A 26,397-nucleotide genomic window follows, 5' to 3' on the forward strand; every position below is an offset into this window, starting at 1 on the left:
CCTTGCCAAGAGACAGACGATGACGACCCGTACCGACTGGCCCTATCCGCGCGTCGTCGCCCATCGCGGCGGCGGCACGCTTGCGCCGGAGAACACGCTCGCCGCGCTCGACGAGGGCGCGCGCCGCGGCCACCGGATGGTCGAGTTCGACGCGAAGCTGTCGGCCGACGACGTGACGTTCCTGCTGCACGACGACACGGTCGACCGCACGTCGAACGGTCGGGGCGCAGCGGCGGGCATGCGTTACGAGGCGCTGGCCGCACTCGATGCGGGCGCGTGGCGCGATGCGCGCTTCGCGGGCGAGCGGATGCCGACGCTGGAGGCAGCGGCGGCGCGCTGCATCGCCCACGGGCTGGCCGCCAATGTCGAGATCAAGCCGTGCCCGGGGCGCGAGCGCGAGACGGGGCAGCGCGTGGCGGCCGATGCGGCCGCGTACTGGCGTGATGCCGCGGTCCCGCCGCTCCTGTCGTCGTTTTCGTTCGATGCGCTGCAACAGGCGCGCGTGACGGCGCCAGCGCTGCCGTGCGGGATGCTCTACGAGGCAGTTCCGGACGACTGGCATGCGCAGGTTGTCGGTGCGCTCGGCTGCGTTTCGTTGCATGCAGACCACAAACAGCTCGACGAACCGCTCGTGCGCGCGATCAAGGCGGCCGGGCTGCGCATCCTGGTTTACACGGTAAACGACCTCGAACGGGCGCGCGAACTCGCCCGTTGGGGCGTCGACGCGGTCTGCACGGACCGGATCGACCTGATTGCCCCCGATGCGCTGGACGATATCGCCATCGCCTGACGGTCGCACCGGCGGCCGGAGAAACCCGTGTCGGGAACGTGCCTGACGCGAAAAAACGACGCCCCGGCGGGATTCCCGCCGGGGCGTTTTGCATCGTGGAGACGTTACGTCAGGAAAATTCCGCTACAAATTGCAGCAGGATTAACCATTCCCCAAATATTCGACTACGCTTAGAAGCGGTAGCCGACGTTCAGGTACGTCACGATCGGGTTCAGCGAGATGTGAGCCTTCGACGTTTCCGTCAACGTACCGACCGGCGTCCGGCGGGCCGTCGTGAAGGTCGCGGTCACGCTGACCGGGATGTACGACATCGAGAAGCCGGCGAACCAGTGTTTCGTGAAGTTGTACGTGAAACCGGCGTTGAACACGGGCGCCCACTGGTTGCTGGTCTGCGCGCTGGTCGGGCCGCCGAGCACGCCGTTCTCGAACGCGCTGTTCGTGATCTTCGCACCGGTGAACCAGATATACGTTGCGCCGACGCCGACATACGGACGGAACTTCGCGTTGGCGTCGTTGAAGTAGTACTTGAGGAGGAGCGCGGGGCTCCACTGGTACGCGCGGCCAAGCGTACCAAAATTCGAGAACTGGCCCTTGCCGGTGATGTCGAACTTCGGCGGAATGCCGGCAATGAACTCGGTGGCGATGTGGTCGGTCACGAAGTAACCGGTCGCCAGTGCGAGCGTGTCGGCGTCGCTGATGCCGGCGCCCGTGTTGGGCACCGATTGGTTGATGGGCGTGCCGCCGACGCCGTAGAGGAACAGCGGGTCGCTGCTGTCCTGCGGCGCAAGGTGCAGCCAGCCGGTGCTGACGTAGAAATCACCTGCGGATTGTGCGTGTGCCGTACCGCCCGCGAAAGCGAATGCGAGCGCTGCGGCCCCCGTAATGGCCAGTTTTCGTTTCATTGTGTCTCCTCCGATCAAAGGCGTGCTCATTATGACGACTGCGTTTAAAACCAAACAAGCTCGTAAGTTAGAGTTTTCTCCCTAGGTTGCGTACGACCGTACGCTTTCGCGCGCTGCTGGGACGGGCATTCTACGCAGGTGCGCACTTTCGGACCCCCGGGTATTTCCTAACGCGTTCAAACGGACATTCAGCATGGCACGGTTAGCACGACTCTACGTTCCCGACCAGCCGCAGCACGTGATACTGCGCGGCCTGGATCAGCAACCCGCGTTCGTCGACGACCAGGACTACGAACTCTTCATCGATTGCCTGAAGGCCGCCGCGCGCGATCATCACCTGTCGGTGCACGCCTACGTGCTGCTGCCGCGCCAGGTGCAACTGCTCGTGACACCGAGCGACGAGGCGAGCCTGCCGAAAGCGATGCAGGCTGTCGGCCGCCGCTACGTCGCGCATTTCAACCGGCGCTATTCGCGGCGCGGCACCCTGTGGGAAGGCCGCTATCGCGCGACCGTGATCGAAGGCGAGCGCTATTTCCTGCTCGCGAGCCGCGTGGTCGAGATGAGCCCGGTGCGCGCGCAGCTCGTCGCGACGCCCGAGGCCTATCGCTGGTCGAGCTATCGGCACCATGTCGGGCTCACCGTCGACAGCCTGATCACCGACCATCCGCTCTACTGGGCGCTCGGCAATACGCCGTTCGACCGCCAGCGCGCGTACAAGGAGCTGTGCGAGCAGCCGCTCGACGAGCGGCAGGCCGACCAGTTGCAGCAGGCGACGTTGAAGGGCTGGGTGCTTGGCGGCGAGAATTATCGCGAGTGGGCGGCGCGTGCCGCGAACCGGCGCGTGTCGCCGCTGCCACGTGGACGCCCCAGAAAGGTGCGTGAAAACACGCCGCCGATCCAGCAGTAACGCAGGAACGGCGGTTCAGGAGGCGGCGCTGCGGGCGCCGCTTCTTTTTGCACCAAAACGATACGTCCCCAATAAAACGGCACCAGATCGAGGCATCCATTTAAATGGGGTTAGATCAAACGGTTTTTGTTGCTATTCCTTTGATTCGTCGCGTATATTCCGAATTCCGGTGGCCCGGGCGAAGCTTGCCCATCCACTGTCGGCCGCGCCGTCTCCCGTCGGGAGCGGGATCGACGGCAACAAGAAAATGGTTCAACGGCCTCCAGGCCCCCTTTACGACGGTGTCCCCATGAACGACCACCAGCAGCCGCTCGCCGCGGTGCCCGCCGCACAAGGTCTGTATGACCCGCAAAACGAACACGACGCCTGCGGCGTCGGCTTCGTCGCTCACATCAAGGGCAAGAAGAGCCACGAGATCATTCAGCAGGGTCTGAAGATCCTCGAGAACCTCGATCACCGTGGCGCGGTCGGCGCCGATCCGCTGATGGGCGACGGCGCAGGCATCCTGATCCAGATTCCGGACGCGTTCTATCGCGAGGAAATGGCGAAGCAGGGCGTGAATCTGCCGCCGGCCGGCGAATATGGGGTCGGCATGATCTTCCTGCCGAAGGAAAACGCATCGCGTCTCGCGTGCGAGCAGGAGCTCGAGCGGACGGTGAAGGCCGAAGGCCAGGTCGTGCTCGGCTGGCGCGACGTGCCGGTCGACCATGCGATGCCGATTTCGCCGACCGTGAAGGCGAGCGAGCCGCTGATCCGCCAGATCTTCATCGGCCGCGGCAAGGACATCATGGTGACGGACGCGCTCGAGCGGAAGCTGTACGTGATCCGCAAGACGGCGAGCCACCGCATCCAGGCGCTGAAGCTCAAGCACGGCAAGGAATACTTCGTGCCGTCGATGTCGGCGCGCACGATCGTCTACAAGGGCCTGCTGCTCGCGGGCCAGGTCGGCGTGTACTACCGCGACCTGCAGGACGCGCGCGTCGTGTCGGCGCTCGCGCTCGTGCACCAGCGCTTCTCGACCAACACGTTCCCGGCGTGGGAGCTGGCTCACCCGTACCGGATGATCGCGCACAACGGCGAGATCAACACCGTGAAGGGCAACGTGAACTGGCTGAACGCGCGTACCGGCGCGATCGCGTCGCACGTGCTCGCCGACGATCTGCCGAAGCTGTGGCCGCTGATCTACCCGGGCCAGTCGGATACCGCATCGTTCGACAACTGTCTCGAGCTGCTGGTGATGGCCGGCTACCCGCTCGTGCACGCGGTGATGATGATGATCCCGGAAGCGTGGGAACAGCACACGCTGATGGACGAGAACCGCCGCGCGTTCTACGAATACCACGCCGCGATGATGGAGCCGTGGGACGGCCCGGCCGCGATTGCGTTCACCGACGGCCGCCAGATCGGCGCGACGCTCGACCGTAACGGCCTGCGCCCGGCGCGCTACATCGTGACCGACGACGACCTCGTCATCATGGCGTCGGAAGCCGGCACGCTGCCGATCCCCGAATCGAAGATCGTCAAGAAGTGGCGCCTGCAGCCGGGCAAGATGTTCCTGATCGACATGGAACACGGCCGCATCATCGACGACAAGGAATTGAAGGACAACCTCGCGAACGCGAAGCCGTACAAGAGCTGGATCGACGCCGTGCGCATCAAGCTCGACGAGATCGAGCCGAAGGCCGAGGAAGTCGCGGCCGGCCGCACGCAGGGCGCCGCGCTGCTCGATCGCCAGCAGGCGTTCGGCTATACGCAGGAAGACCTGAAGTTCCTGATGGCGCCGATGGCGCAGCAGGGTGAAGAAGCCGTCGGTTCGATGGGCAACGACTCGCCGCTCGCGGTGATGTCGAACAAGAACAAGACGCTCTATCACTACTTCAAGCAGCTGTTCGCGCAGGTCACGAACCCGCCGATCGACCCGATCCGCGAGAACATGGTCATGTCGCTCGTGTCGTTCATCGGCCCGAAGCCGAACCTGCTCGACACGAACAACATCAACCCGCCGATGCGTCTCGAAGTGTCGCAGCCGGTGCTCGACTTCAAGGACATCGCGAAGATCCGCGCGATCGACCAGTACACGGGCGGCAAGTTCAGCGCATACGAACTGAACATCTGCTACCCGGTCGCCTGGGGCAAGGAAGGCATCGAGGCGCGCCTCGCGTCGCTGTGCGCGGAAGCCGTCGACGCGGTGAAGTCGGGCTACAACATGCTGATCGTGTCGGACCGCAAGACGGACGCCGAGCATGTCGCGATTCCGGCGCTGCTCGCCACGTCGGCGATCCACTCGCACCTCGTCCAGCAAGGGCTGCGCACGAGCACGGGCCTCGTCGTCGAGACGGGCTCCGCGCGTGAAACGCACCACTTCGCGCTGCTCGCGGGCTACGGCGCGGAAGCCGTGCACCCGTACCTCGCGATGGAAACGCTCGCGAAGATGGCCGAAGGGCTGTCGGGCGACCTGTCGCCGGAGAAGGCCGTCTACAACTTCACGAAGGCGGTCGGCAAGGGCCTGCAGAAGGTGATGTCGAAGATGGGCATCTCGACGTACATGTCGTACACGGGCGCGCAGATCTTCGAAGCGCTCGGCCTGTCGAGCGACCTCGTCGAGAAGTACTTCAAGGGCACGGCGTCGAAGGTCGGCGGCATCGGCCTGTTCGAAGTCGCGGAAGAGGCGATCCGCCTGCACCGCGACGCATTCGGCGACAACCCGGTCCTGCGCGACATGCTCGACGCGGGCGGCGAGTACGCGTACCGCGTGCGTGGCGAAGACCACATGTGGACGCCGGATTCGATCGCGAAGCTGCAGCACGCGACGCGCAGCAACTCGTACCAGACGTACAAGGAATACGCGCACCTGATCAACGACCAGACCAAGCGTCACATGACGTTCCGCGGCCTGTTCGAGTTCAAGGTCGAGCCGACCAAGGCGATCCCGATCGACGACGTCGAATCGGCGAAGGACATCGTCAAGCGCTTCGCGACGGGCGCGATGTCGCTCGGTTCGATCAGCACCGAAGCGCACGCAACCCTCGCGGTCGCGATGAACCGGATCGGCGGCAAGTCGAACACCGGCGAAGGCGGCGAGGACCAGAAGCGCTACCGCAACGAACTGCGCGGCATTCCGATCAAGACGGGCGAGACGCTGAAGTCGGTGATCGGCGACGAGATCGTCAGCGACATTCCGCTGAAGGACGGCGATTCGCTGCGCTCGAAGATCAAGCAGGTCGCGTCGGGCCGCTTCGGCGTCACCGCCGAGTACCTCGCGTCGGCCGACCAGATCCAGATCAAGATGGCGCAGGGCGCGAAGCCGGGCGAAGGCGGCCAGCTGCCGGGCCACAAGGTGTCCGAATACATCGGCAAGCTGCGTTACTCGGTGCCGGGCGTCGGCCTGATCTCGCCGCCGCCGCACCACGACATCTACTCGATCGAGGATCTGGCGCAGCTGATCCACGACCTGAAGAACGTGAACCCGAGCTCGAGCATCTCCGTGAAGCTCGTGTCGGAAGTGGGCGTCGGCACGGTCGCGGCCGGTGTCGCGAAGGCGAAGGCCGATCACGTCGTGATCGCCGGCCATGACGGCGGCACGGGTGCGTCGCCGCTGTCGTCGGTCAAGCACGCGGGCACGCCGTGGGAGCTGGGCCTCGCCGAAACGCAGCAGACGCTGGTGCTGAACCGCCTGCGCGGCCGCATCCGCGTGCAGGCCGACGGCCAGATGAAGACGGGCCGCGACGTCGTGATCGGCGCGCTGCTCGGCGCGGACGAGTTCGGCTTCGCGACGGCACCGCTCGTCGTCGAAGGCTGCATCATGATGCGCAAGTGCCACCTGAACACGTGCCCGGTCGGCGTCGCGACGCAGGATCCGGTGCTGCGTGCGAAGTTCCAGGGCCAGCCCGAGCACGTCGTGAACTACTTCTTCTTCGTCGCCGAGGAAGTGCGCGAGATCATGGCGCAGCTCGGCGTCGCGAAGTTCGACGACCTGATCGGCCGCGCCGACCTGCTCGACACCCGCAAGGGCATCGAGCACTGGAAGGCGAAGGGCCTCGACTTCTCGCGCGTGTTCTACCAGCCGGAAGAGTGCGAGGACGTCGCGCCGCGTCACGTCGACGTGCAGGATCACGGCCTCGAGCGCGCGCTCGACCACGTGCTGATCGAGAAGGCGAAGGCCGCGATCGAGAACGGTGAGCATGTGTCGTTCATCCAGCCGGTGCGCAACGTGAACCGTACGGTCGGCGCGATGCTGTCGGGCGTGATCGCGAAGAAGCACGGCCACGACGGCCTGGCCGACGACGCGGTGCATATCCAGCTGAAGGGCACGGCCGGCCAGAGCTTCGGCGCGTTCCTCGCGAAGGGCGTGACGCTCGACCTCGTCGGCGACGGCAACGACTACGTCGGCAAGGGCCTGTCGGGCGGCCGGATCATCATCCGTCCGACCAACGACTTCCGTGGCAAGTCCGAGGAAAACATCATCTGCGGCAACACGGTGATGTACGGCGCGATCGAAGGCGAATCGTTCTTCCGCGGCGTCGCGGGCGAGCGCTTCTGCGTGCGCAACTCGGGCGCGACGGCGGTCGTCGAAGGCACGGGCGACCACGGTTGCGAATACATGACGGGCGGTACGGTCGTCGTGCTCGGCGAGACCGGGCGCAACTTCGCGGCCGGCATGTCGGGCGGTCTCGCGTACATCTACGATCCGGAAGGCACGTTCGCGGCGAAGTGCAACAAGTCGATGGTCGCGCTCGAGCCGGTGCTGCAGCAGGCCGAGCAGGAGCGCACGGTCGACCGCGCACTCTGGCACGCAGGCACGACGGACGAAGCGCTGCTCAAGGGGCTCGTCGAGCGTCATTTCCAGTTCACGGGTTCGCCGCGCGCGAAGTCGCTGCTGGAAAACTGGGACGCGGCGCGCCGCCAGTTCGTGAAGGTGTTCCCGCACGAATACAAGCGCGCGCTGGGCGAGATCGGTGCGAAGAAGGCGGCGAAGGAAGAACTGGCCGCCTGAGCGACGAACGACATAGCGAATGCCGCGCGCGCATGACTGCCGCGCGCGGCTCCCCCACCCGATACACCGAACAGAAGAGCACCTTATGGGCAAGGCAACCGGTTTTCTGGAGTTCGAACGCCGCCACGAGGCGTACGAAGCACCGCTCACGCGCGTGAAGCACTACAAGGAATTCGTCGCGGCACTGACCGACGCGGACGCGAAGGTCCAGGGCGCGCGCTGCATGGATTGCGGCATCCCGTTCTGCAACAACGGCTGCCCGGTCAACAACATCATTCCCGACTTCAACGATCTCGTTTACCGCCAGGACTGGCAGCAGGCGATCGAAGTCCTGCACTCGACCAACAACTTCCCGGAATTCACGGGCCGCATCTGCCCGGCGCCGTGCGAGGCCGCGTGCACGCTCGGGATCAACGACGACCCGGTCGGCATCAAGTCGATCGAGCACGCGATCATCGACAAGGCCTGGGCGGAAGGCTGGGTGAAGCCGCTGCCGGCCGAGCACAAGACGGGCAAGAAGGTCGCGGTCGTCGGTTCGGGCCCCGCGGGCCTCGCCGTCGCGCAGCAGCTCGCGCGCGCGGGCCACGACGTGACGGTGTTCGAGAAGAACGATCGCGTCGGCGGCCTGCTGCGTTACGGGATTCCCGACTTCAAGCTCGAGAAGTGGCTGATCGACCGCCGCATGCGCCAGATGGAAGCGGAAGGCGTGACGTTCCGCACCAGCGTGTTCATCGGCAAGGATCCGCTGCCCGAGTCGATCGGCAGCCTCGCGAAGGAAACCATTTCGCCGGACACGCTGAAGGAAGAATTCGACGCAGTCGTGATCGCGGGTGGTTCGGAAACGCCGCGCGACCTGCCGGTGCCGGGCCGCGAACTCGCGGGCGTTCATTACGCGATGGACTTCCTGCCGCAGCAGAACCGCGTGAACGCGGGCGACAAGCTCGTCGACCAGCTGCTCGCGAAGGGCAAGCACGTGATCGTGATCGGTGGTGGCGACACGGGTTCGGACTGCGTCGGCACGTCGAACCGTCACGGCGCGAAGCACGTCACGCAGTTCGAGCTGCTGCCGCAGCCGCCGGAAGAGGAAAACAAGCCGCTCGTGTGGCCGTACTGGCCGATCAAGCTGCGCACGTCGTCGTCGCATGACGAAGGCTGCGAGCGCGACTGGGCGGTCGCGACGAAGCGCCTCGAAGGCAAGAACGGCAAGGTCGAGAAGCTGATCGCGGTGCGCGTCGAGTGGAAGGACGGCAAGATGCAGGAAGTGCCGGGGTCCGAGTTCGAGATGAAGGCCGACCTCGTGCTGCTCGCGATGGGCTTCACGCAGCCGGCGGCACCCGTGCTCGAGGCATTCGGCGTCGCGAAGGATGCGCGCGGCAATGCGCGCGCGGCGACGGAAGGCGATCGTTCGTACTACACGTCGGTCGACAAGGTGTTCGCGGCGGGCGACATGCGCCGCGGCCAGTCGCTCGTGGTGTGGGCGATCCGCGAAGGCCGCCAGTGCGCACGCTCGGTCGATGCGTACCTGATGGGGCATTCGAACCTGCCGCGTTAAGCCGAATATCGCGAGCGGGTTTCGACGAAAGACGGGCGTCCGGAAGGGCGCCCGTTTTTTTATGCGTGCGCCGGATGGCCGTTGCCGCTTAACATGCGCGAAACAGGGTGCAGGCCTTGGCCGATCGACGGCCGAAGCCTGTTTCAGCCACGAACGTGTCGCGCAGTCCATGTCTCGAGAAAACGCCCCGGAAATCACCCGACCGTGCCTGACGGACGACGGCCAGCGCGTCCGGCTGGACGAGGTCGTCGCGCTGCTGCTTTCGTTCGGACCCGGTCTTCACGTCGAGGATCACGCATTCGTCGGACAGCAGCGGCCGATTGAAGTCGAGCAACGCATTGCCGACGCGATCCACGCCCGGGTGGCGCTGGAGGGCTTCGCCCAGTTCACTCCGAGCGACGACGTGCGGCGCACCCTTCCGCTCGCGGCGATGCGCGGCATGGTGACGAACCTCGTGCAGGCCGGCATTCCGCCGGTGTTCGCGTTCGTGTGCGACGAATTCTGGCTCACGTACTGGCGGTTGCACCGGATCGTCCAGGCGGCGCTGGGTGCCGACACCTACCAGTTGATGCCGGATTTCTGGGTATGGCACGTCCTTGCGAATGCGGGGCAGGCCGGCTGGAGCATGCATCGCGATGCGGGGGCGAGGTCGCTGCTGCCGGACGGGCGCGCCGGCGCGCTGTCGCTGTGGATCCCGCTGACGCCCGTCGATTCGACCACCGGTTGCGTGATGCTGCTGCCGAAGCATCGCGATCCCGACTATGGAACGGATCGCGTGTCGCAGGCCGATTTCGACGTGCGGGACATCCGCGCGCTTCCCGGGCTCGCCGGCGACCTGATGATGTGGAGCCAGGCCGTACTGCACTGGGGCAGTCGCGGCAGCCCGCTGTCGGACATGCCGCGGATCAGCATGTCGATGGGCGTGCAGGTCGACAGCCTGGGCCCGCTGAACCCGCCGCTGCTGAAATCCGATGTGTTGCCGGACGCCGGGCTGCGGCTCGAACTGATCGCCAAGCAGATCCTGCAGTACGAGCGATTCGCGTCGATCGAACCCGCCTGGGCGCATTTTGCGCGCGTGTTGCTCGCCAGCGGATTATCCGGGCTGGTCTTTGATATTCCGGCCGAATGGAGGCCTCACTGACGCAGTGGAGCGTGCCGCGTCGTCCGGACAAGCGACGCCGGGTCACTCACCAGATATCTTTCATTTTGTAATGTTCCTTGCGAACTGTCATATCATGTCGCCCCTCGGGCCGCATTCGCGGCGGCTGCATGTGACTGACCCTATTGACAAGGACTCTGGATGGAAGCATTCGTGCAAGGGCTGATCGACGCCGTCAACGGCGTGCTGTGGAACTACGTGCTGATCGCGCTGCTGCTCGGCGTGGGCGTGTGGTTCACGTTGCGATTCCGGATGATCCAGCTGAAGGCGCTGTTGCTCAGCGTGAAGCTGGTCGGCAGCAAGGGCGAGCCGGGCAGCATCTCGTCGTTCCAGGCGTTCGCGACCGGGCTCGCGAGCCGCGTCGGCACCGGCAACATCGCCGGCGTCGCGGTCGCGCTGACGGTCGGCGGGCCGGGCGCGATCTTCTGGATGTGGATGACGGCGCTCGTCGGGATGTCGTCCGCATTCGTCGAGGCGACGCTCGCGCAGATCTTCAAGGTGTCGCACCCGGACGGCAGCTATCGCGGCGGCCCCGCGTACTACATCCAGACGGGCCTGCGCTCGCGCGGCTTCGGCGTGCTGTTCTCGCTGTCGCTGATCCTCGCGTTCGGCTTCGTGTTCAACGCGGTGCAGGCCAACGCGATCGCGGATGCGTTCGACACGTCGTTCGGCTGGAGTCGCGCGACCGTTGGTCTCGGGCTCGTGCTGCTGACCGCGCCGATCATCTTCGGCGGGATCCGCCGGATCGCGGCGGTTGCGCAGGTGATCGTGCCGCTGATGGCAATCGGCTACCTCGCGCTCGCGGTCTACGCGGTTGCGACGCATATTGCGCTGGTGCCGGGCGTGATCGCGCTGATCGTGAAGAGCGCGTTCGGTCTCGAGCAGGCGGCGGGCGGCCTGACCGGCTATGCGGTCAGCCAGGCGGTCGCGATGGGCGTGAAGCGCGGGCTGTTCTCGAACGAGGCCGGCATGGGCAGTGCGCCGAATGCGGCGGCAACCGCCAGCACGCGGCATCCGGTCGTGCAGGGGCTGATCCAGATGCTCGGCGTGTTCGTCGACACGATCGTGATCTGTAGCGCGACCGCCTTCGTGATCCTGCTGTCGGGCCAGTACGAGCTGGGCACCGGCATGGAAGGCGCGGCGCTCACGCAGCGCTCGATCGCGAGCCACGTCGGCGACTGGGGCGGCATCTACATGGCGTTCGCGATCTTCTTTTTCGCGTACTCGTCGGTGATCGGCAACTACGCGTATGCGGAAGGCAACGTCGAGTTCATCACGAAGCGGCGCGGCGTGCTGCCGCTGTTCCGTGTCGCGGTGCTCGCGATGGTGATGTTCGGCAGCGTCGGGCAACTGCCGCTTGTGTGGGCGATGGCCGATACGAGCATGGGGCTGATGGCGATCATCAACCTGGTCGCGATCCTCGCGCTCGGCAAGTACGCACATGCAGCATGGCGCGACTATCGCCGCCAGCGCGCGGAAGGCGTTGCCGATCCGGTGTTCACGCGCAACACGATTCCAGAACTCGCGAACGTGCTGCCGACCGATGTGTGGGGCGAGCATGGCCCGCTGCCGCAACGTCCGGCCGTGGCAGATCCGGCGCGCGTGCCGCGCGCGGTGGCGAGCGAGTCATGAACGGCGACCGGCTGCGCGTGTTCGTCGCGCTGATGCCCGATGCGGCATCGCGCGATGCGCTGCACGCGTTGCCGGTTACCCGTGGCGCGCGGCGTCCGCTGCCCGCGCAACTGCATGTGACGCTCGCGTTCGTCGGCGCGATCGAGCGGGTGTGCTGCGATGAACTGGCCACGTGCCTGCCGGCACTCGCGGCCGCGCATGCGCTGCCGTTGATGCCGGTCGAACGGATCGCGTGGTGGCCGAGCCTGCCGCGCGCGCGGCTGATCGTCGCGGAACTGGCCGCCGAGCCGGCGTGTGCTGCGTTGAATGCCGCGCTATCGGCGAAGCTGCGCGAGCTCGGCGTGCCGGCTGACCGGCGGCCGTTCCGTCCGCACGTGACGCTCGCACGGCTGCCGCACGATGCGGTCGGGCAGCCGGCGCACGGCGGGGCGGTGAAGCGGCCGGTCGCGCTGCGGTTCGACGCGCTCACGCTGTTCGAAAGCCGGTTGTCGCACGAAGGCGTGTCGCATCGGCCGATCGTGTCGGCGCCGATTGCGCGGGCGGACGGCGAGGCGGCGGATTGAGCCGTTCCGGGGAGGCCTGGCAACGGCCGGCCGCCGTCGTTGCCATGCCGCATGCGGGCTTGCCGCTGCATCGCTGCGGCGACATCGAGCAAACTCCAGCCTGCTATCCGTAGCGCGCGAGCGTCAATCCCGACAGATCGATTTCCGGTTCCCGCCCTGTCACGAGATCTGCCACCACCTTCCCCGATCCCATCGACATCGCCCAGCCGGTCGAGCCGTGGCCGACGTTGAGCCAGAGCCCGTCGACCCCGCTCGCGCCCAGCAGCGGCGGGCCGTCGGGCGTCATCGGCCGGCGGCCGACCCAGAAGCGTGCCGATGCCCGATCGGCCGCGTGCGGGAACCAGTCGTCGAGCACCTTCATCAGCGTATCGAGCGCCTGCTGGCGCAGCGCGGCGTGCCGGTTGCCGAGTTCCGCGGTACCCGCGACGCGTAACGTCGGGCCGAAACGCGTGATCGCCGTCTTCAGCGATTCGTCCATCAGCGCGGCGCGCGGTGCTTTGCCGTCGTCGACGACGGAGAGCGTCGCCGAGTAGCCCTTGACCGGATACAGCGGCACGTCGATGCCGTGCGGCCGCAACAGGCCGGCGCTGTCGACGCCGAGCGCGACGACGATCGCGTCGGCGGCGAGCCGCGCGTCGCGGTGCCGGCCGCCGGCGTTCGATGCGTGCGAATTTGGGCGTGCCCGATCCTGCGTATCGCCACCCTCATCGCCGTTACCGGCGATCCGCACGCCGCGCACCTGGCCGGCTTCGACGTCGAGCGCCTGCACTTCCGTGCGAAAGCGGAACGTCACGCCGCTTGCTTCGCACAGCGCCCGCAGTTCGCGCGTGAAGCGTGCACAGTCGCCGGCTTCGTCGTCGGGCAGGTAGATGCCGCCGACGGGCGCCTGCCGCGCCCAGCGCAGGCCCGGCTCGATCGCCGTGCAGCCGGCCGCGTCGAGTTCGCGAAACGCGATGCCGGCGTCGCGCAGCACCTTCAGCGCGGGCTGCACCATCTCGACGTCGAACGCGCCGCGCAGCAGTTGCAGGTAGCCGCGGCTCGCACCGTAGTCGAACGGATGGCGGTCGCGAAACGCGTGCAGGCACGTACGGCTGTAATACGCGATGCGCTGCATCCGCTGCTTGTTCACGCGGAACCGCTCGAATTCGCATTCGCGCAGCCAGCGCGCGATCCAGCGCCACTGCGCGACATCGAGCGTGGGCCTGAAGATCAGCGGCGACGCGGGCTTGAACAGGTACTTGAGGATCTTGCCGGGCATGCCGGGCGCGGCCCACGGCGTCACGTAGCCGGGGGCGATCACGCCCGCGTTGCCGAGGCTCGTCGCCTGGGCGACGTCGTCTTCGCGCTCGATCACGGTGACGTCGCAGCCTGCTTCGCGCAGGTGCCAGGCGGTGGTGACGCCGATCACGCCGGCGCCGAGAACGATCACGTGCATGCGGTTTCCGGAACGAAGCGGTTGCTCAGGACGCGACGGCCGGATCGTCGACGAGCGACTTGCCGCGCGTTTCCGGCAGGACGAGCGCGGCGACGATCACGAGCAGGTAGCCGCCGCCCGCGACGAGGCCGATCGCCTTCACGAGCGACATCGACTGCGACAGCGAGCCGACGAGGATCGGGAAAAACGAGCCGAGCCCGCGCCCGAGGTTGTAGCAGAAGCCCTGGCCCGAGCCGCGGATCGCGCCCGGATACAGCTCCGACAGATAAGCGCCGACGCCCGCGAAGATGCCTTGCACGACGATGCCGAGCGGGAAGCCGAGCAGCAGCATCGCGGTGTCGGTGATCGGCAGCATCGTGTACGCCATGCCGAGCGTGAACGAGCCGATCGCGAACAGGATGAACGACGCGCGGCGGCCGAGCCGGTCGGACAGGATCGCACCGACCACGTAGCCGACGAACGAGCCGACGATCAGCACGACGAGATAGCCGCTCGTGTTGAACACGGACAGGTGGCGGACGGTTTTCAGGTACGTGGGCAGCCACGTCGTGATCGCGTAGTAGCCGCCGAGCATTCCGGTGCACAGCGCGCTGCCGAACAGCGTCGCGCGCAGGTGCGGCGGCGAGAAGATCTCGAGGAAGTGACCGGACACGCGGCCTTCGTCTCGCGCGCGGCGGGTGGCCGTGTAGATGTCGGGATCGCTGACGTTGCGGCGGATGTACAGGATCCACAGCGCGGGCACGATGCCGATCCAGAAGCACGCGCGCCACGCGACCTGCTCGGGCAGCAGCGCGAAGAACGCCCAGTAGAGGATCGCGGCCGCGCCCCAGCCGAACGACCAGCTGCTCTGCACGGTGCCGACCGCTTTCGCGCGATGCTCGGGCGAGCGGATCGTCTCGGCCATCATGATCGTCACGACCGACCATTCGCCGCCGAAGCCGAAGCCCTGCAGCGTGCGCGTCGCGAGCAGCTGCCAGAACGAATGTGTGAAGCCGGACAGGCACGTGAACAGCGCGAACGTCGCGATGGTCCACTGCAGCACGCGCACGCGGCCGTAGCGGTCGGCGAGGATGCCGGCGACCCAGCCGCCGAGCGCCGACGAGATCAGCGAGCTCGTCGCGATCATCCCGGCCTCGCTCTTCGTCATGCCCCAGGTGGCAATCAGCGTCGGAATCAGGAACGAATAGATCATGAAGTCGAACGCATCGACCGCGTAGCCGCCGAAGCCGGCATACAGCGTCCTGCGCTCGCGCGTCGACAATTCGTTGAACCACTGGAATGCCTGCATGCTTGCCGCCCCCTCTCTTGTCTCGTCTCGTATCGCGCAGCCGTGTGGCGGTTATTTTACGGGCGGGGCGCGGGACGCCAAAAAGGCGGGAGCAGGTGCGTGGTGGTGCGGCGGGCGGTGAGGGTGACGCGGAGCGTCGGGCGTGCGGGGAGGGGGCGGCCGCCGATTGCGATCGAGCGCCATGCAGGTGCCGGCGGCCGCGACGACCCGCGCGCCCGAACGGCGCTCGAGCGCTCGCTTCAGAGCGTCAGGCCACCGTCGACATGAACGACCTGGCCGGTGATCTGCCGCGCGGCGTCCGACAGCAGGAACGCGATCAGCGCGGCGACGTCGTCGGGTTCGGCGATCCGGCCGAGCGGTGTCGCCTGTTCGGCCTGTGCCCACGCGGCGGCGTTACCGGCGCTCGGCCCGTGGTCCTTGCGCGTGAAGCCCGGCGCGACCGCGTTGACGGTGATGCCGCGCGCGGCAAATTCGGCGGCGGCGGTGCGCACGAGCGATTCGAGCGCGGCCTTTGCAGCGGCGGTGGCGGCGAACGGCGCATCGGCGCGGTAGCGGTGCGCGACGAACGAGCTGACCGCGACGATCCGCGGCGCGGTCGACGCCTCGAGCAGCGGCTGCGCGCGGCCCGCGAGCGCGGAGAACGCGCCGGGCATCGCCGCGAACGCGGACGCGAGCGTGTCGGCGGAGAGACCGGAAAAGGATTGCCGTGCGGCGAAGCCCGCGTTGGCGACGAGATGATCGAGCCCGCCGAAGTGCGTGGCGGCTGCATCGACGAGCGAGGCGGCGACGCCTGGTTCACCGAGATCGCCGGTGAGCGTGACGCACTCCGCGCCGGCCGCCGTGCACGCGTGGGCGACGTCGGCGAGCCGGGTGCGCGCCGCTTCGTCCGCGCCGCGCGCGTGCAGCGCCAGCGCGACGCTGGGCGCCGCGAGCCGTCGCGCGAGCGCCGCGCCGATCCCCGAACCCGCACCGGTGATCAGCGCGATCCGCGCGATGTGCGCGGCGCGTTTGGTCACGCCGCGACCTTGTCGCTGGCGTTCACGCGCTCGACGTTGATCGTGCCGACATGGAACGCGGCCAGCGACTCGCGGTGCGCGATGCTGACGATCGCGGCCTTCGGCAAGCGTTCGGCGAACAGGTGATACAGGCGTGCTTCATTGTCGGCGTCGAGCGCGCTGGTCGCTTCGTCGAGGAACAGGAAGTCGGGCTTGTGCAGCAGCACGCGCGCGCCGGCAAGGCGCTGCTGTTCGCCCGGCGACAGCACGCGGGTCCAGTGCGCGGTCTCGCCGAGGCGGTCGACGTAATCCTCGAGGCGGCAGGCGCGCAGCGCGTCGCGGCAGGCTTCGTCGCTGAACGTGTCGGCCGTCGCCGGATAGGTGAGTGCAGCCTTCAGCGTGCCGATCGGCAGATAGCTCGTCTGCGGCACGAACATCATCCGCGCGCCGACCGGCGCGTCGATCGCACCGTCGCCGAACGGCCACAGGCCCGCGAGCGCACGCATGAACGTGCTCTTGCCGGAACCCGACTTGCCGATCACGAGCCAGCGCGAGCCGGGCTCGATCGTGACGCTGCCGATGTTCGCGAGCGCGTTGCCGTTCGGCAGCGCGAGCTTGAGCGACGACGTCGACAGCTTCTCCGCGTCGACGTAATGCAGGTTGATGCCGCCGTGCTCGGTCGCGGGCGACAGGCTTTCCTTCAGGTGCGACGTGCCCATCACGCGCTTGAATTCGCGCAGACGGTTGACGGTGGCGCGCCATTCGACGAGGGTCGAGTAACTGTTGATGAACCACGAGAACGAATCGCTGACGGTGCCGAACGCGGACGAGATCTGCATCAGCACGCCGAACGAGAACGCGCCCGCGAAATAGCGCGGCGCGGCGACGACGAGCGGGAAGATGATCGCGATCTGCCCGTAGAAGCTCAGCACGAACGTGAGCCGCTTCGTGTACTTCATCACGCGCCACCAGTTGTCGCGGATGCGCAAGAAGAGGTTCTGCGCGTTGCCGGTCTCGGTCTTCTCGCCGTCGTAGAACGCGATCTGCTCGGCGTTCTCGCGCACGCGGATCAGCCCGAAGCGGAAGTCGGCCTCGACGCGCTGCTGCTGGTAGTTGATCGACACGAGCGGATGGCCGACCTTCTGGATGATCAGCGAGCCGACCACCGCATACAGCGCGGCCGCCCACACCATGTAGCCGGGAATCGAGATCGGCGTTGCACCGAGCGTGAACGTCAGCGCGCCGGCGAGTGACCACAGGATCGTGATGAACGACACGAGCGTGACGACCGTCGACAGCAGGTCGAGCGACAGCGCGAGCGTGGTCGTCGCGAACGACTGGAGGTCGTCGGTGATCCGCTGGTCGGGGTTGTCGGCGAGACGGTCACGCTCGATCCGGTAGAACGCGCGATCGCCGAGCCACTGGCCGAGAAAACGGTCGGTGAGCCACTGGCGCCAACGGAAGCCGAGCATCTGCCGCAGGTAGCGGCCGTACACGGCGAGGATGATGAAGGCGAACGCGAGCGCGGAGAACTGCATCAGCAGGTTCGGGAAGTCGTGGACGTCCTTCGACTGCAGCGCGTTGTAGAACTCGGCGTTCCACTTGTTGAGCCGGACGTTGATCCAGACCACGCAGAGGTTGATCGCGATGATCGTGACCAGCAGCCCCCACGCGATTTTCCATTCGGACGATACCCAGTAGGGCTTGATGAGGCTCCATGCGGATACCGGGCGCTCGTCCTGCGGCGCGTCGGAGGCGGAGCGGACGGGATCGATCGATTGGGTCATGTGCTTCCTGATGAGTAGCCGGCGCGCGGGCCGGGCGAAGCCGGGCGCGCGCCGCGATACGGCATGCCGGGACGCGGCGCCGACTGACGGCGGGCGTCCGGATGGTCGCCCGCGCGTCTTAAACGGCACTTAAGGCCGGCGGTGACGCGGCAACCGGCCGCTCGCGCGGCCGGCCTGCGGGCATTGTGCCAGAGCGGCACGGCACGACGGCGAAATTGCCGCAAGGGGACAGTTTGCGGCGCTTTCCGCTTTTATGGTCTAATGGCCGACGACGAAACAGGGGTGCTTCGTGGCGCGGCCGGCAGATGTTCCGGGCAGCGCGATGAGGCTGAGAAAAACCCTTTGCACCCGATCCGGGTAATACCGGCGAGGGAAGTTTCTGAACCCGCCGGGCCGCGCTGGCTGCCATCCCACATGGTCAGCGCCCTTGTTCCGCCCGGCCGGCCTTTGCTGCCGGTTTCGTCCTTTTGGGTACGCGCATTGCGCGTTACGGAAGGAATGATGACCGCACAATCTTCAGTCTTTTACATGGTTCCCGGCCCGATGTCGCGTGTGTTCGCACGCGGCGGCGTGTTCGTGTCGACGTTCGTCGTGCGCGCTCGCGCGAAGGGGGCGCGATGAACGTCCGGGATTCCCGACCCGATTTCGCGGTGCTCGGCGGCGGCCTCGTCGGCCGCCTGATCGCCTGGCGGCTCGCGGGCGACGGGCATCGCGTCGCGCTGTACGAGCGCGGCGGCCCGGACGGCGAGCAGTCCGCCGCGTGGATCGCGGCCGCGATGCTCGCGCCGCTCGCGGAAGCGGCGAGCGCGGAGCTGCTGATCACCGAGTTGGGCGCCGCGTCGCTCGCACGCTGGCCGCAGTGGCTCGCGGAACTGCCCGAACCCGTCTTCTTCCAGCATCACGGCACGCTCGTCGTCTGGCATCACGCGGACCGCGCGGAGGCGCCGCTGTTCGAGCGGCGCGTGCGCGCGAACGCGCGGGCCGACCTGTTCGACCGCGGTTTCGTGACGCTCGCCGGCGCGCAGGTCGATGCGGCCGAGCCGGTGCTCGCGGGTCGCTTCGCGCGCGGCCTGCTGCTGCCGAACGAAGGCCAGCTCGACAATCGCCAGGCGCTGCGCGCACTCGCGGCGGGCCTCGCCGAGCGCGCCGTCGACCTGCACTGGCACGTCACGATCGACGATGCGAATCTGCCCGCCGCGCATTTCACGATCGATTGCCGTGGGCTCGGCGCGAAACCCGCGCTGCCCGCGTTGCGCGGCATCCGTGGCGAAGTCGCGCGCGTGCGCGCGCCCGGCATTGGGCTCACCCGGCCCGTGCGGCTGCTGCATCCGCGTTATCCGCTGTACATCGCGCCGAAGCAGGACGATCTCTATGTGATCGGCGCGACCGAGGTGGAGGGCGAGGACATGTCGCCCGTCAGCGTGCGCTCCGCACTCGAACTGCTGAGCGCGGCGTTCTCCGTGCATCCGGCGTTCGGCGAGGCGCGCATCCTCGAACTCAACGCGCAGTGCCGGCCGACGCTGCCCGATCATCGCCCGGCGGTGATCTGGGACGGCGCGTTGACGCTCGCCGTCAACGGCCTGTACCGGCACGGCTTCATGATCGCGCCGGAAGTCGCGCACGCGGCGGTCGCGGTCGCCGAAGCCGCGCTCGGCGGCGCGTTCGGCGATGCCGACGCGTTCGCCGCGTGGCGCGACGCCGCGCGCTGGCCGACGCTCCTTCATCACCGCAACGACGCGCGCCAGCCGGCCTGACGCGCGCCGCCGACCGAATTCGACGAAGCCTCATGGATATCCAGATCAACCAACAGACCCTGACCGTGCCCGACGGCGCAACGGTGGCCGACGCGCTCGCCGCGTACGGCGCGCGTCCGCCGTACGCGGTCGCGCTGAACGGCAACTTCGTCGCGCGCACGCAGCACGCGGCGCGGGCGCTCGCGGCGGGCGACAAGCTCGACGTCGTGCACCCCGTCGCGGGCGGCTGAGCGCCGCCGGATCGTCCCCGCTCTTCCAGGAAAACGACATGACGTCCCTCACCTCCGCCGACGCGTTGACGCTGTACGGCGAAACCTTCGCAAGCCGCGTGCTGATCGGCACGTCGCGCTATCCGTCTCTGCAGTCGCTGTCCGATTCGATCGCCGCGTCGCGTCCCGGGATGGTGACGGTCGCGCTGCGTCGCCAGATGACGGGCGGCACGGCCGAAGCCGGCTTCTTCGACCTGCTCAAGCGCCACGCGGTGCCGCTGCTGCCGAACACGGCCGGCTGCCAGACCGTCGCCGAAGCCGTGACGACCGCTCACATGGCGCGCGAGGTATTCGGCACCGACTGGATCAAGCTCGAACTGATCGGCGACGACTACACGCTGCAGCCCGACCCGGTCGGCCTGATCGAGGCGGCCGCGCAACTGGTCAAGGACGGTTTCAAAGTGCTGCCTTATTGCACCGAGGATCTGGTGATCGGTCGGCGCCTGCTCGACGTCGGCTGCGAGGCGCTGATGCCGTGGGGCGCGCCGATCGGCACGGGCAAGGGCGTCGTGAACCCGTACGGCCTGCGCGTACTGCGTGAGCGGCTGCCCGACGTGCCGCTGATCGTCGATGCGGGGCTCGGCGTGCCGTCGCATGCGTGCCAGGTGATGGAGTGGGGCTTCGACGGTGTGTTGCTGAACACCGCCGTGTCGCAGGCCACGCACCCGGAAATCATGGCGCGCGCGTTTGCACAGGGCGTCGAGGCCGGCCGTGCCGCGTATCTCGCCGGGCCGATGGACGCGCGCGAGACCGCGCACGCGAGCACGCCGGTCGTCGGGATGCCGTTCTGGCACCAGGACGGGGGCGGCGCATGAGCGAGCGTTTCGCGGATGCATTCTGGCCGCCGGCCGACGAACTGGCCGAAGCGGCCGAACGGATTCGCGCGCGGCTCGGCGACTGGCCGGGCGGCGCGGCGCCGTGGCGGCTCTGCGTCGCGATGCCCGATGTGCCGGCCGATGGCGATGTGCTGATCGTGTCTGCCGGCGACCGCGCCGCGCAGGCGCGCGCATCGGCTGCATCGCGGCCCGCGGCGCCCGGCGCGGTCGCGGTCGAATTCGACGAGCAGGGCGCGGTGCTGCACACGGCGGGCGCGCGCTACGCGCTCGACGCCGCGCATCCGCTCGGGGACGACTGGATCGCCGCGCTCGCCGCGTTCCTCGATTGCGGCTTTGCACCGGTCGACGCGCTGGTGCTGGCGCTGGCCTGGCGCGACGGCGATGAAACGCGCGCCGCCGATGCGTGGCCGGTCGACGCCGCACAGTTCCCGCGTGTCGCCGGGCTGCCGGCCGCACCCGAACCTGCGTTCGCACCGTGCCCCGCGCAACTCGGCCTCTATCCGGTCGTGCCGGACGCCGAATGGGTCGAGCGCGTGCTCGATTGCGGCGTCCGAACCGTGCAACTGCGCGTGAAAGGCGCGGCGCCGGATGTGATGCGACGGGAAATCGCCCGCGCGGTCGCGGCCGGGCGCCGCTATCCCGATGCGCGCGTGTTCATCAACGATCACTGGCAGATCGCTGCAGAAGAGGGGGCGTACGGCGTTCATCTGGGCCAGGAAGACCTCGAAACGGCCGATCTGGCCGCAATCGCGCGCGCGGGCCTGCGGCTCGGACTTTCGAGCCACGGTTATTACGAAATGTTGCGGGCGCTGCACGAGCGCCCGAGCTACCTCGCGCTCGGCCCCGTGTACGTGACCGCGACCAAGGCCGTTGCGGCGCCGCCGCAGGGCCTCGCGCGGATCGCCCGCTATGCGCGCTTCGCCGGCGCGCGGGCGCCGCTCGTCGCGATCGGCGGGGTGGGGCTCGACGCGCTGCCGGCCGTACTGGCGACGGGCGTCGGCAGTGTCGCGGTAGTCAGTGCGGTGACGGGCGCGGCCGACTATCGAGCCGCGCTTATTGCGCTGCAGCAATGCTTTGCCGGACAATTTGACAATCATTGACCGCAGGGCCCGGAACGGCGTCACGACATCATTCCAAGGCAGGCCCTATAATTCGGCGTTCTGCGTAAAAGGACTGTCCGCTCCGTGAGCCCCACTCCTACCGACACACTGCTGGAACTTCGCGACGTCGACTTTGGCTACGGCGACCGCCTCGTCCTGTCCAACCTGAACCTGCGCTTCGGGCGCGGGCAGGTCGTTGCGGTCATGGGCGGGTCGGGTTGCGGCAAGACGACCGTGCTGCGCCTGATCGGCGGGCTCGTGCGCGCGCGCCGCGGCCAGGTGCTGTTCGACGGCGCCGATGTCGGCGCGCAAACGCGCGACGGCCTGTACGCGCTGCGCCGCAAGATGGGCATGCTGTTCCAGTTCGGCGCGCTGTTCACCGACATGTCGGTATTCGAGAACGTCGCGTTCGCGCTGCGCGAGCATACCGACCTGCCCGAAGACCTGGTCCGCGACCTCGTGCTGATGAAGCTCAACGCGGTCGGGCTGCGCGGCGCGCGCGACCTGATGCCGTCCGAGGTGTCGGGCGGGATGGCGCGCCGCATCGCGCTGGCACGCGCGATCGCGCTCGATCCGCAGCTCATCATGTACGACGAGCCGTTCGCGGGCCTCGATCCGATCTCGCTCGGCATCACCGCGAACCTGATCCGCACGCTGAACCAGGCGCTGGGCGCCACCTCGATCCTCGTCACGCACGACGTGCCGGAATCGTTCGCGATCGCCGACTACGTGTATTTCCTGGCCAACGGCGGCGTGCTCGCGCAGGGCACGCCCGACGAGCTGCGCGCATCGACCGATCCGAGCGTGCGGCAGTTCATCGACGGCGCGCCGGACGGCCCGTTCAAATTTCATTACACGAGCCCGCCGCTCGCAGCGGATTTCGGGCTCGGCGGAGGGCGCGCATGATCAGCGCGATCGGACGTTTCGTCATTGGCGGCCTAGAGCGCGCGGGCTACGGCACGCGGCTGTTCGTGCGCCTCGTGCTGGAATTCTTCCCGCTGCTGCGCCGGCCGCGGCTTGTCACGAAGCAGATCCACTTCCTCGGCAACTATTCGTTCGTGATCATTGCCGTGTCGGGGCTGTTCGTCGGCTTCGTGCTCGGCCTGCAGGGGTATTACACGCTGAACCGCTATGGTTCCGAGCAGGCGCTCGGCCTGCTGGTCGCGCTGTCGCTCGTGCGCGAGCTCGGGCCGGTCGTCACCGCGCTGCTGTTCGCGGGCCGCGCGGGCACGTCGCTCACGGCCGAGATCGGCCTGATGAAAGCCGGCGAGCAGCTCACCGCGCTCGAGATGATGGCGGTGGACCCGATCAAGAACGTGATCGCGCCGCGCATGTGGGCGGGCATCATCGCGATGCCGCTGCTCGCCGCGATCTTCAGCGCGGTCGGCGTGCTCGGCGGTTATATCGTCGGCGTCGTGCTGATCGGCGTCGATCCGGGTGCGTTCTGGTCGCAGATGCAGGGCGGCGTGCAGGTCTGGGCCGACGTCGGCAACGGCGTGCTGAAGAGCATCGTGTTCGGGTTCGCCGTGACCTTCATTGCGCTGTTTCAAGGGTATGAAGCGAAGCCCACGCCCGAGGGCGTGTCGCGCGCGACCACCAAGACGGTCGTGTTCGCGTCGCTCGCCGTACTCGGCCTCGATTTCCTGCTGACCGCGCTGATGTTCAGCTAAGCCTCAGCCAAGCCAAATTTTGGGATGACGATGAAAAAGACTGCTCTCGACTTCTGGGTCGGCCTGTTCGTGGTGGTGGGCTTCCTTGCGGTGCTGTTCCTGGCGCTGAAGGTCGGCAACATGAGCTCGCTGTCGTTTCAGCCGACCTATTCGGTGAAGATGAAATTCGACAATATCGGCGGGCTGAAGCCGCGTGCGGCCGTGAAGAGCGCGGGTGTCGTGGTCGGCCGCGTGAAGACGGTCGGCTTCGACACGAACACGTACCAGGCGCTCGTCACGATCGATATCGACGGCCAGTTCCCGTTCCCGAAGGATTCGTCCGCGAAGATCCTGACGTCAGGCCTGCTCGGCGAGCAATATATCGGTCTCGAGCCGGGCGGCGACACCGAAATGCTGAAGGCGGGCGATACGATCACGATGACGCAATCGGCGATCGTGCTCGAGAACCTGATCGGCCAGTTCCTGTATAGCAAGGCCGCCGATGCGGGCGGTGCGAAGCCGGCAGCCGGTGCGCCGGTCGCGGTACCGGCGTCGGCGTCGGCGTCGGCGGTGTCCGCCGCGTCCGGTTCGGCGGCCCAATAACCACACGAGAGAAAACAAGAGGGTAATGACCATGCAGACGATCCGCATCAGGCACGCCGCGATGGCGGTAGCGGCAGTCGCCGCGTTGAGCGGCTGCGCGACCGTGCAGACGCCGACCAAGGGCGATCCGCTCGAAGGCTTCAACCGCACGATGTACAAGTTCAACGACACGGTCGACACCTATGCGCTGAAGCCGGTCGCGCAGGGCTACCAGTACGTGGTGCCGCAGCCGGTGCGCGACAGCGTGACGAACTTCTTCTCGAACATCGGCGACGTCTACATCGCGGCGAACAACATCGTGCAGCTGCGGATCGCGGACGGCGTCGGCGACCTGATGCGCGTGGTGATCAACACGGTGTTCGGCGTCGGCGGCCTGTTCGACGTCGCGACGATCGCGAAGCTGCCGAAGCACACGGCCGACTTCGGGATCACGATGGGCCGCTACGGCATGCCGTCGGGTCCGTATCTCGTGCTGCCGCTGCTCGGCCCGAGCACGCTGCGCGACACGGCCGGCCTCGGCGTCGACTACGTCGGCAACCCGCTCACCTACGTGAAGCCGGATGGCCTGAGCTGGGGCCTGTTCGGCGTCAATCTCGTCAACACGCGTTCGAACCTGCTCGGCGCGGGCGACGTGCTGGATGCCGCGGCACTCGACAAGTATTCGTTCGTACGTAACGCGTACCTGCAACGCCGCCAGATGCTGATCAGCAACGCGCGCGGCGAGGCGGCCGCGACGTCGAGCAACGACGCGCTGCCGAAGTACGACCTGCCGGACGACGGCGCGGCACCGGCGGCGGCCGGTGCGGCGGGCGCGGCAGCGGTGGGTGGTGCGACGGCGCCGGCAGGCGCATCGGGCGCGGCGGTGGCCGCACCGGCTTCGGGCACGGCCGAATCGCCGAACCCGGCCAGCGAAACGAACGTGCCGCCGATGCAGGTGGCGCCGCCGTCGCCGGGCGGGTTCCGCTTCCCGAGCATCCGGCTGCACTGACGGATTTACATTCGTTACAGCCGGAAACGATTCAGTCGGTAGCGTGCGCGAACTTGCGCGTAAGCTACCTGCTCCAACCTACGCATCGACTCATACGCAGGTCACCATGATGAAAAAACTGTTCCTGATCCCCGTTTTCGCGGCGCTGTTCTCGTTCGGCAGCGCAGCCCACGCGCAAGTCGACCAGTCGAACCCGCAGGCGCTGATCAAGACCGCGACGCAGCAGGTGCTCGACGAAGTCAAGCAGCAGACGATCAAGCAGGGCGACACCAATCGCATCATTACGATCGTCAACAAGGACATCCTGCCGTACACCGATTTCCGCCGCACCACGCAGCTCGCGATGGGCCGCAACTGGCGTACCGCGACGGCCGAGCAGCAGCAGCAGGTTCAGGAGCAGTTCAAGCTGCTGCTGATCCGCACGTACTCGGGCGCGCTGGCGCAGCTGAAGCCGGACCAGCAGATCCAGTACCCGCCGTTCCGCGCCGATCCGGCGGATACCGATGTCGTCGTCAAGACGCTCGCGATGAACAACGGCCAGCCGGTCCAGATCGATTACCGCCTGTACAAGACGGCGAACGGCTGGCGGGTGTATGACCTGAACGTGCTCGGCGCGTGGCTGATCCAGACGTACCAGCAGCAGTTCAACGAGAAGATCCAGCAAAGCGGCGTGGACGGCCTGATCCAGTTCCTCACGCAGCGCAACCAGCAACTTGCCGCCGGCAAGCAAGCGTCGTGAGCGGCTTCGAAGCCGGCTCCTCGCTGACCGTCGCGAGCGCGAAGTCCGCGCTCGCGGACGGTCTTGCGCGCATCGGCGCGGGTGCGACCGCCGTCGATTGCGCGGCGCTGACGCAGTTCGACTCGTCCGCGCTCGCCGTGTTGCTCGCATGGCAACGTGCCGCCAAAGCGCGCGGCGCGACCCTCGACATCAACAATCTCCCCCCGAAGCTCGCCAGCCTCGCGCGCGCCTACGGCGTCGACGCGCTCATCGAAGGCACCGGGCGACATTGACCCTGTCCGACCGGAGCCTGCCGCGCCGCCCGGCGCGCGCACGCTTCAGGCCGCGTGCCTCCGGCACCGGCTCCACCAGCCGGTTTGCCCTATAATCAAGCGTTTTGCGGGGCAGCCAATCGGCGTCCGGCCCCCATTTTCTCAGCAAGCACAGAATAGGCGTCGCGGCCCTGGTGTCGCGCAC

At 67.5% G+C, this 26,397-nt stretch carries 22 protein-coding genes and 1 riboswitch; of the genes, 17 read left to right on the forward strand and 5 right to left on the reverse strand.

The annotated features are described in order from the left end of the window. Positions 1 to 19: 19 nt before the first annotated feature. Positions 20 to 790 (forward strand): glycerophosphodiester phosphodiesterase, encoded by a 771-nt coding sequence (gene ugpQ / locus BCO18175_RS34355; protein ID WP_174987457.1) that lies wholly within the window; start codon positions 20 to 22, stop codon positions 788 to 790. 170 nt (positions 791 to 960) lie between these two features. On the opposite strand, the gene BCO18175_RS34360 is transcribed toward ugpQ, so the two are convergent. Beyond that, positions 961 to 1,692, reverse strand: a complete 732-nt coding sequence (locus tag BCO18175_RS34360) for an OmpW/AlkL family protein (RefSeq protein WP_011350702.1) — start codon at positions 1,690 to 1,692, stop codon at positions 961 to 963. Positions 1,693 to 1,885: 193 nt separating this feature from the next. Between BCO18175_RS34360 and BCO18175_RS34365 the strand changes: the two genes are divergently transcribed. From BCO18175_RS34365 to thpR, 6 genes are all read left to right on the forward strand, one after another. Further along, complete coding sequence (locus BCO18175_RS34365; RefSeq protein ID WP_174918464.1) at positions 1,886 to 2,599, forward strand: transposase; 714 nt, start codon at positions 1,886 to 1,888, stop codon at positions 2,597 to 2,599. A gap of 289 nt (positions 2,600 to 2,888) precedes the next feature. Then, positions 2,889 to 7,592, forward strand: coding sequence for a glutamate synthase-related protein (locus BCO18175_RS34370; protein WP_174987460.1), 4,704 nt, complete (start codon positions 2,889 to 2,891; stop codon positions 7,590 to 7,592). An 85-nt stretch (positions 7,593 to 7,677) separates the two neighbouring features. Beyond that, entirely contained in the window at positions 7,678 to 9,144 is a 1,467-nt protein-coding gene (locus tag BCO18175_RS34375; RefSeq protein ID WP_174918462.1) for a glutamate synthase subunit beta, read from the forward strand. A 61-nt stretch (positions 9,145 to 9,205) separates the two neighbouring features. Then, positions 9,206 to 10,285 (forward strand): phytanoyl-CoA dioxygenase family protein, encoded by a 1,080-nt coding sequence (locus BCO18175_RS34380; RefSeq protein WP_174987463.1) that lies wholly within the window; start codon positions 9,206 to 9,208, stop codon positions 10,283 to 10,285. Positions 10,286 to 10,444: 159 nt separating this feature from the next. After that, on the forward strand, positions 10,445 to 11,935 hold the full coding sequence (locus tag BCO18175_RS34385) for an alanine/glycine:cation symporter family protein (protein WP_174969745.1): 1,491 nt from the start codon (positions 10,445 to 10,447) through the stop codon (positions 11,933 to 11,935). Then, on the forward strand, positions 11,932 to 12,498 hold the full coding sequence (gene thpR, locus BCO18175_RS34390) for an RNA 2',3'-cyclic phosphodiesterase (protein WP_174987466.1): 567 nt from the start codon (positions 11,932 to 11,934) through the stop codon (positions 12,496 to 12,498). The genes BCO18175_RS34385 and thpR overlap by 4 nt, the downstream gene beginning before the upstream one ends. Positions 12,499 to 12,601: 103 nt before the next feature. Here the strand turns inward: thpR and BCO18175_RS34395 are convergent, their stop codons facing one another. The 4 genes from BCO18175_RS34395 to BCO18175_RS34410 form a co-directional block, all read right to left on the reverse strand. Beyond that, positions 12,602 to 13,933, reverse strand: coding sequence for a D-amino acid dehydrogenase (locus BCO18175_RS34395; protein ID WP_174987468.1), 1,332 nt, complete (start codon positions 13,931 to 13,933; stop codon positions 12,602 to 12,604). A 25-nt stretch (positions 13,934 to 13,958) separates the two neighbouring features. Further along, positions 13,959 to 15,221: an MFS transporter gene (locus BCO18175_RS34400; RefSeq protein ID WP_174987470.1), complete on the reverse strand. Its 1,263-nt coding sequence runs from the start codon at positions 15,219 to 15,221 to the stop codon at positions 13,959 to 13,961. 239 nt (positions 15,222 to 15,460) lie between these two features. Continuing rightward, positions 15,461 to 16,237 (reverse strand): SDR family NAD(P)-dependent oxidoreductase, encoded by a 777-nt coding sequence (locus BCO18175_RS34405; RefSeq protein ID WP_174987472.1) that lies wholly within the window; start codon positions 16,235 to 16,237, stop codon positions 15,461 to 15,463. After that, complete coding sequence (locus BCO18175_RS34410) at positions 16,234 to 18,003, reverse strand: ABC transporter ATP-binding protein/permease (protein WP_174987474.1); 1,770 nt, start codon at positions 18,001 to 18,003, stop codon at positions 16,234 to 16,236. Before BCO18175_RS34410 ends, BCO18175_RS34405 begins: the two co-directional genes overlap by 4 nt. Positions 18,004 to 18,271: 268 nt before the next feature. Beyond that, positions 18,272 to 18,395: riboswitch (TPP riboswitch) on the forward strand. 225 nt (positions 18,396 to 18,620) lie between these two features. Here BCO18175_RS34410 and BCO18175_RS34415 point away from each other — a divergent pair. From BCO18175_RS34415 to BCO18175_RS34460, 10 genes are all read left to right on the forward strand, one after another. Then, positions 18,621 to 19,757 (forward strand): FAD-dependent oxidoreductase, encoded by a 1,137-nt coding sequence (locus BCO18175_RS34415; RefSeq protein WP_174987476.1) that lies wholly within the window; start codon positions 18,621 to 18,623, stop codon positions 19,755 to 19,757. A gap of 32 nt (positions 19,758 to 19,789) precedes the next feature. After that, positions 19,790 to 19,987: a sulfur carrier protein ThiS gene (gene thiS, locus BCO18175_RS34420; RefSeq protein WP_174987478.1), complete on the forward strand. Its 198-nt coding sequence runs from the start codon at positions 19,790 to 19,792 to the stop codon at positions 19,985 to 19,987. A gap of 38 nt (positions 19,988 to 20,025) precedes the next feature. Next, positions 20,026 to 20,841, forward strand: coding sequence for a thiazole synthase (locus tag BCO18175_RS34425; protein ID WP_011350714.1), 816 nt, complete (start codon positions 20,026 to 20,028; stop codon positions 20,839 to 20,841). After that, positions 20,838 to 21,962 carry a thiamine phosphate synthase gene (gene thiE / locus BCO18175_RS34430; RefSeq protein WP_174987480.1) on the forward strand — a complete coding sequence of 375 codons (1,125 nt, stop codon included), beginning with the start codon at positions 20,838 to 20,840 and terminating at the stop codon, positions 21,960 to 21,962. The genes BCO18175_RS34425 and thiE overlap by 4 nt, the downstream gene beginning before the upstream one ends. Before the next feature lie 84 nt (positions 21,963 to 22,046). Then, on the forward strand, positions 22,047 to 22,868 hold the full coding sequence (locus BCO18175_RS34435; RefSeq protein ID WP_174918454.1) for an ABC transporter ATP-binding protein: 822 nt from the start codon (positions 22,047 to 22,049) through the stop codon (positions 22,866 to 22,868). After that, on the forward strand, positions 22,865 to 23,632 hold the full coding sequence (gene mlaE / locus BCO18175_RS34440; protein WP_122944230.1) for a lipid asymmetry maintenance ABC transporter permease subunit MlaE: 768 nt from the start codon (positions 22,865 to 22,867) through the stop codon (positions 23,630 to 23,632). The genes BCO18175_RS34435 and mlaE overlap by 4 nt, the downstream gene beginning before the upstream one ends. A 24-nt stretch (positions 23,633 to 23,656) precedes the next feature. Next, complete coding sequence (gene mlaD / locus BCO18175_RS34445) at positions 23,657 to 24,214, forward strand: outer membrane lipid asymmetry maintenance protein MlaD (RefSeq protein WP_174987482.1); 558 nt, start codon at positions 23,657 to 23,659, stop codon at positions 24,212 to 24,214. A gap of 31 nt (positions 24,215 to 24,245) precedes the next feature. Next, the gene (locus tag BCO18175_RS34450; RefSeq protein WP_174987627.1) at positions 24,246 to 25,202 is read left to right on the forward strand and encodes an MlaA family lipoprotein; all 957 of its coding nucleotides are present in this window, start codon (positions 24,246 to 24,248) and stop codon (positions 25,200 to 25,202) included. Positions 25,203 to 25,311: 109 nt separating this feature from the next. Continuing rightward, positions 25,312 to 25,941 carry an MlaC/ttg2D family ABC transporter substrate-binding protein gene (locus BCO18175_RS34455; protein ID WP_174987631.1) on the forward strand — a complete coding sequence of 210 codons (630 nt, stop codon included), beginning with the start codon at positions 25,312 to 25,314 and terminating at the stop codon, positions 25,939 to 25,941. Then, on the forward strand, positions 25,938 to 26,213 hold the full coding sequence (locus BCO18175_RS34460) for an STAS domain-containing protein (RefSeq protein ID WP_174987484.1): 276 nt from the start codon (positions 25,938 to 25,940) through the stop codon (positions 26,211 to 26,213). The genes BCO18175_RS34455 and BCO18175_RS34460 overlap by 4 nt, the downstream gene beginning before the upstream one ends. The last annotated feature ends 184 nt before the right edge of the window (positions 26,214 to 26,397 follow it).

It is taken from the genome of Burkholderia lata (genome assembly GCF_902499335.1).
In the GTDB taxonomy this organism is placed as follows: domain Bacteria; phylum Pseudomonadota; class Gammaproteobacteria; order Burkholderiales; family Burkholderiaceae; genus Burkholderia; species Burkholderia lata_B.

Coding starts and splice junctions, on each gene's coding strand:
- BCO18175_RS34425 (WP_011350714.1), top strand. CDS start 20,026: ATGACGTCCCTCACCTCCGCCGACGCGTTGACGCTGTACGGCGAAACC.
- BCO18175_RS34400 (WP_174987470.1), bottom strand. CDS start 15,221: ATGCAGGCATTCCAGTGGTTCAACGAATTGTCGACGCGCGAGCGCAGG.
- BCO18175_RS34410 (WP_174987474.1), bottom strand. CDS start 18,003: ATGACCCAATCGATCGATCCCGTCCGCTCCGCCTCCGACGCGCCGCAG.
- BCO18175_RS34360 (WP_011350702.1), bottom strand. CDS start 1,692: ATGAAACGAAAACTGGCCATTACGGGGGCCGCAGCGCTCGCATTCGCT.
- BCO18175_RS34450 (WP_174987627.1), top strand. CDS start 24,246: ATGCAGACGATCCGCATCAGGCACGCCGCGATGGCGGTAGCGGCAGTC.
- ugpQ (WP_174987457.1), top strand. CDS start 20: ATGACGACCCGTACCGACTGGCCCTATCCGCGCGTCGTCGCCCATCGC.
- BCO18175_RS34380 (WP_174987463.1), top strand. CDS start 9,206: ATGCGTGCGCCGGATGGCCGTTGCCGCTTAACATGCGCGAAACAGGGT.
- thpR (WP_174987466.1), top strand. CDS start 11,932: ATGAACGGCGACCGGCTGCGCGTGTTCGTCGCGCTGATGCCCGATGCG.
- thiS (WP_174987478.1), top strand. CDS start 19,790: ATGGATATCCAGATCAACCAACAGACCCTGACCGTGCCCGACGGCGCA.
- BCO18175_RS34365 (WP_174918464.1), top strand. CDS start 1,886: ATGGCACGGTTAGCACGACTCTACGTTCCCGACCAGCCGCAGCACGTG.
- BCO18175_RS34385 (WP_174969745.1), top strand. CDS start 10,445: ATGGAAGCATTCGTGCAAGGGCTGATCGACGCCGTCAACGGCGTGCTG.
- BCO18175_RS34370 (WP_174987460.1), top strand. CDS start 2,889: ATGAACGACCACCAGCAGCCGCTCGCCGCGGTGCCCGCCGCACAAGGT.
- BCO18175_RS34415 (WP_174987476.1), top strand. CDS start 18,621: ATGAACGTCCGGGATTCCCGACCCGATTTCGCGGTGCTCGGCGGCGGC.
- BCO18175_RS34375 (WP_174918462.1), top strand. CDS start 7,678: ATGGGCAAGGCAACCGGTTTTCTGGAGTTCGAACGCCGCCACGAGGCG.
- mlaD (WP_174987482.1), top strand. CDS start 23,657: ATGACGATGAAAAAGACTGCTCTCGACTTCTGGGTCGGCCTGTTCGTG.
- thiE (WP_174987480.1), top strand. CDS start 20,838: ATGAGCGAGCGTTTCGCGGATGCATTCTGGCCGCCGGCCGACGAACTG.
- BCO18175_RS34455 (WP_174987631.1), top strand. CDS start 25,312: ATGAAAAAACTGTTCCTGATCCCCGTTTTCGCGGCGCTGTTCTCGTTC.
- BCO18175_RS34395 (WP_174987468.1), bottom strand. CDS start 13,933: ATGCACGTGATCGTTCTCGGCGCCGGCGTGATCGGCGTCACCACCGCC.
- mlaE (WP_122944230.1), top strand. CDS start 22,865: ATGATCAGCGCGATCGGACGTTTCGTCATTGGCGGCCTAGAGCGCGCG.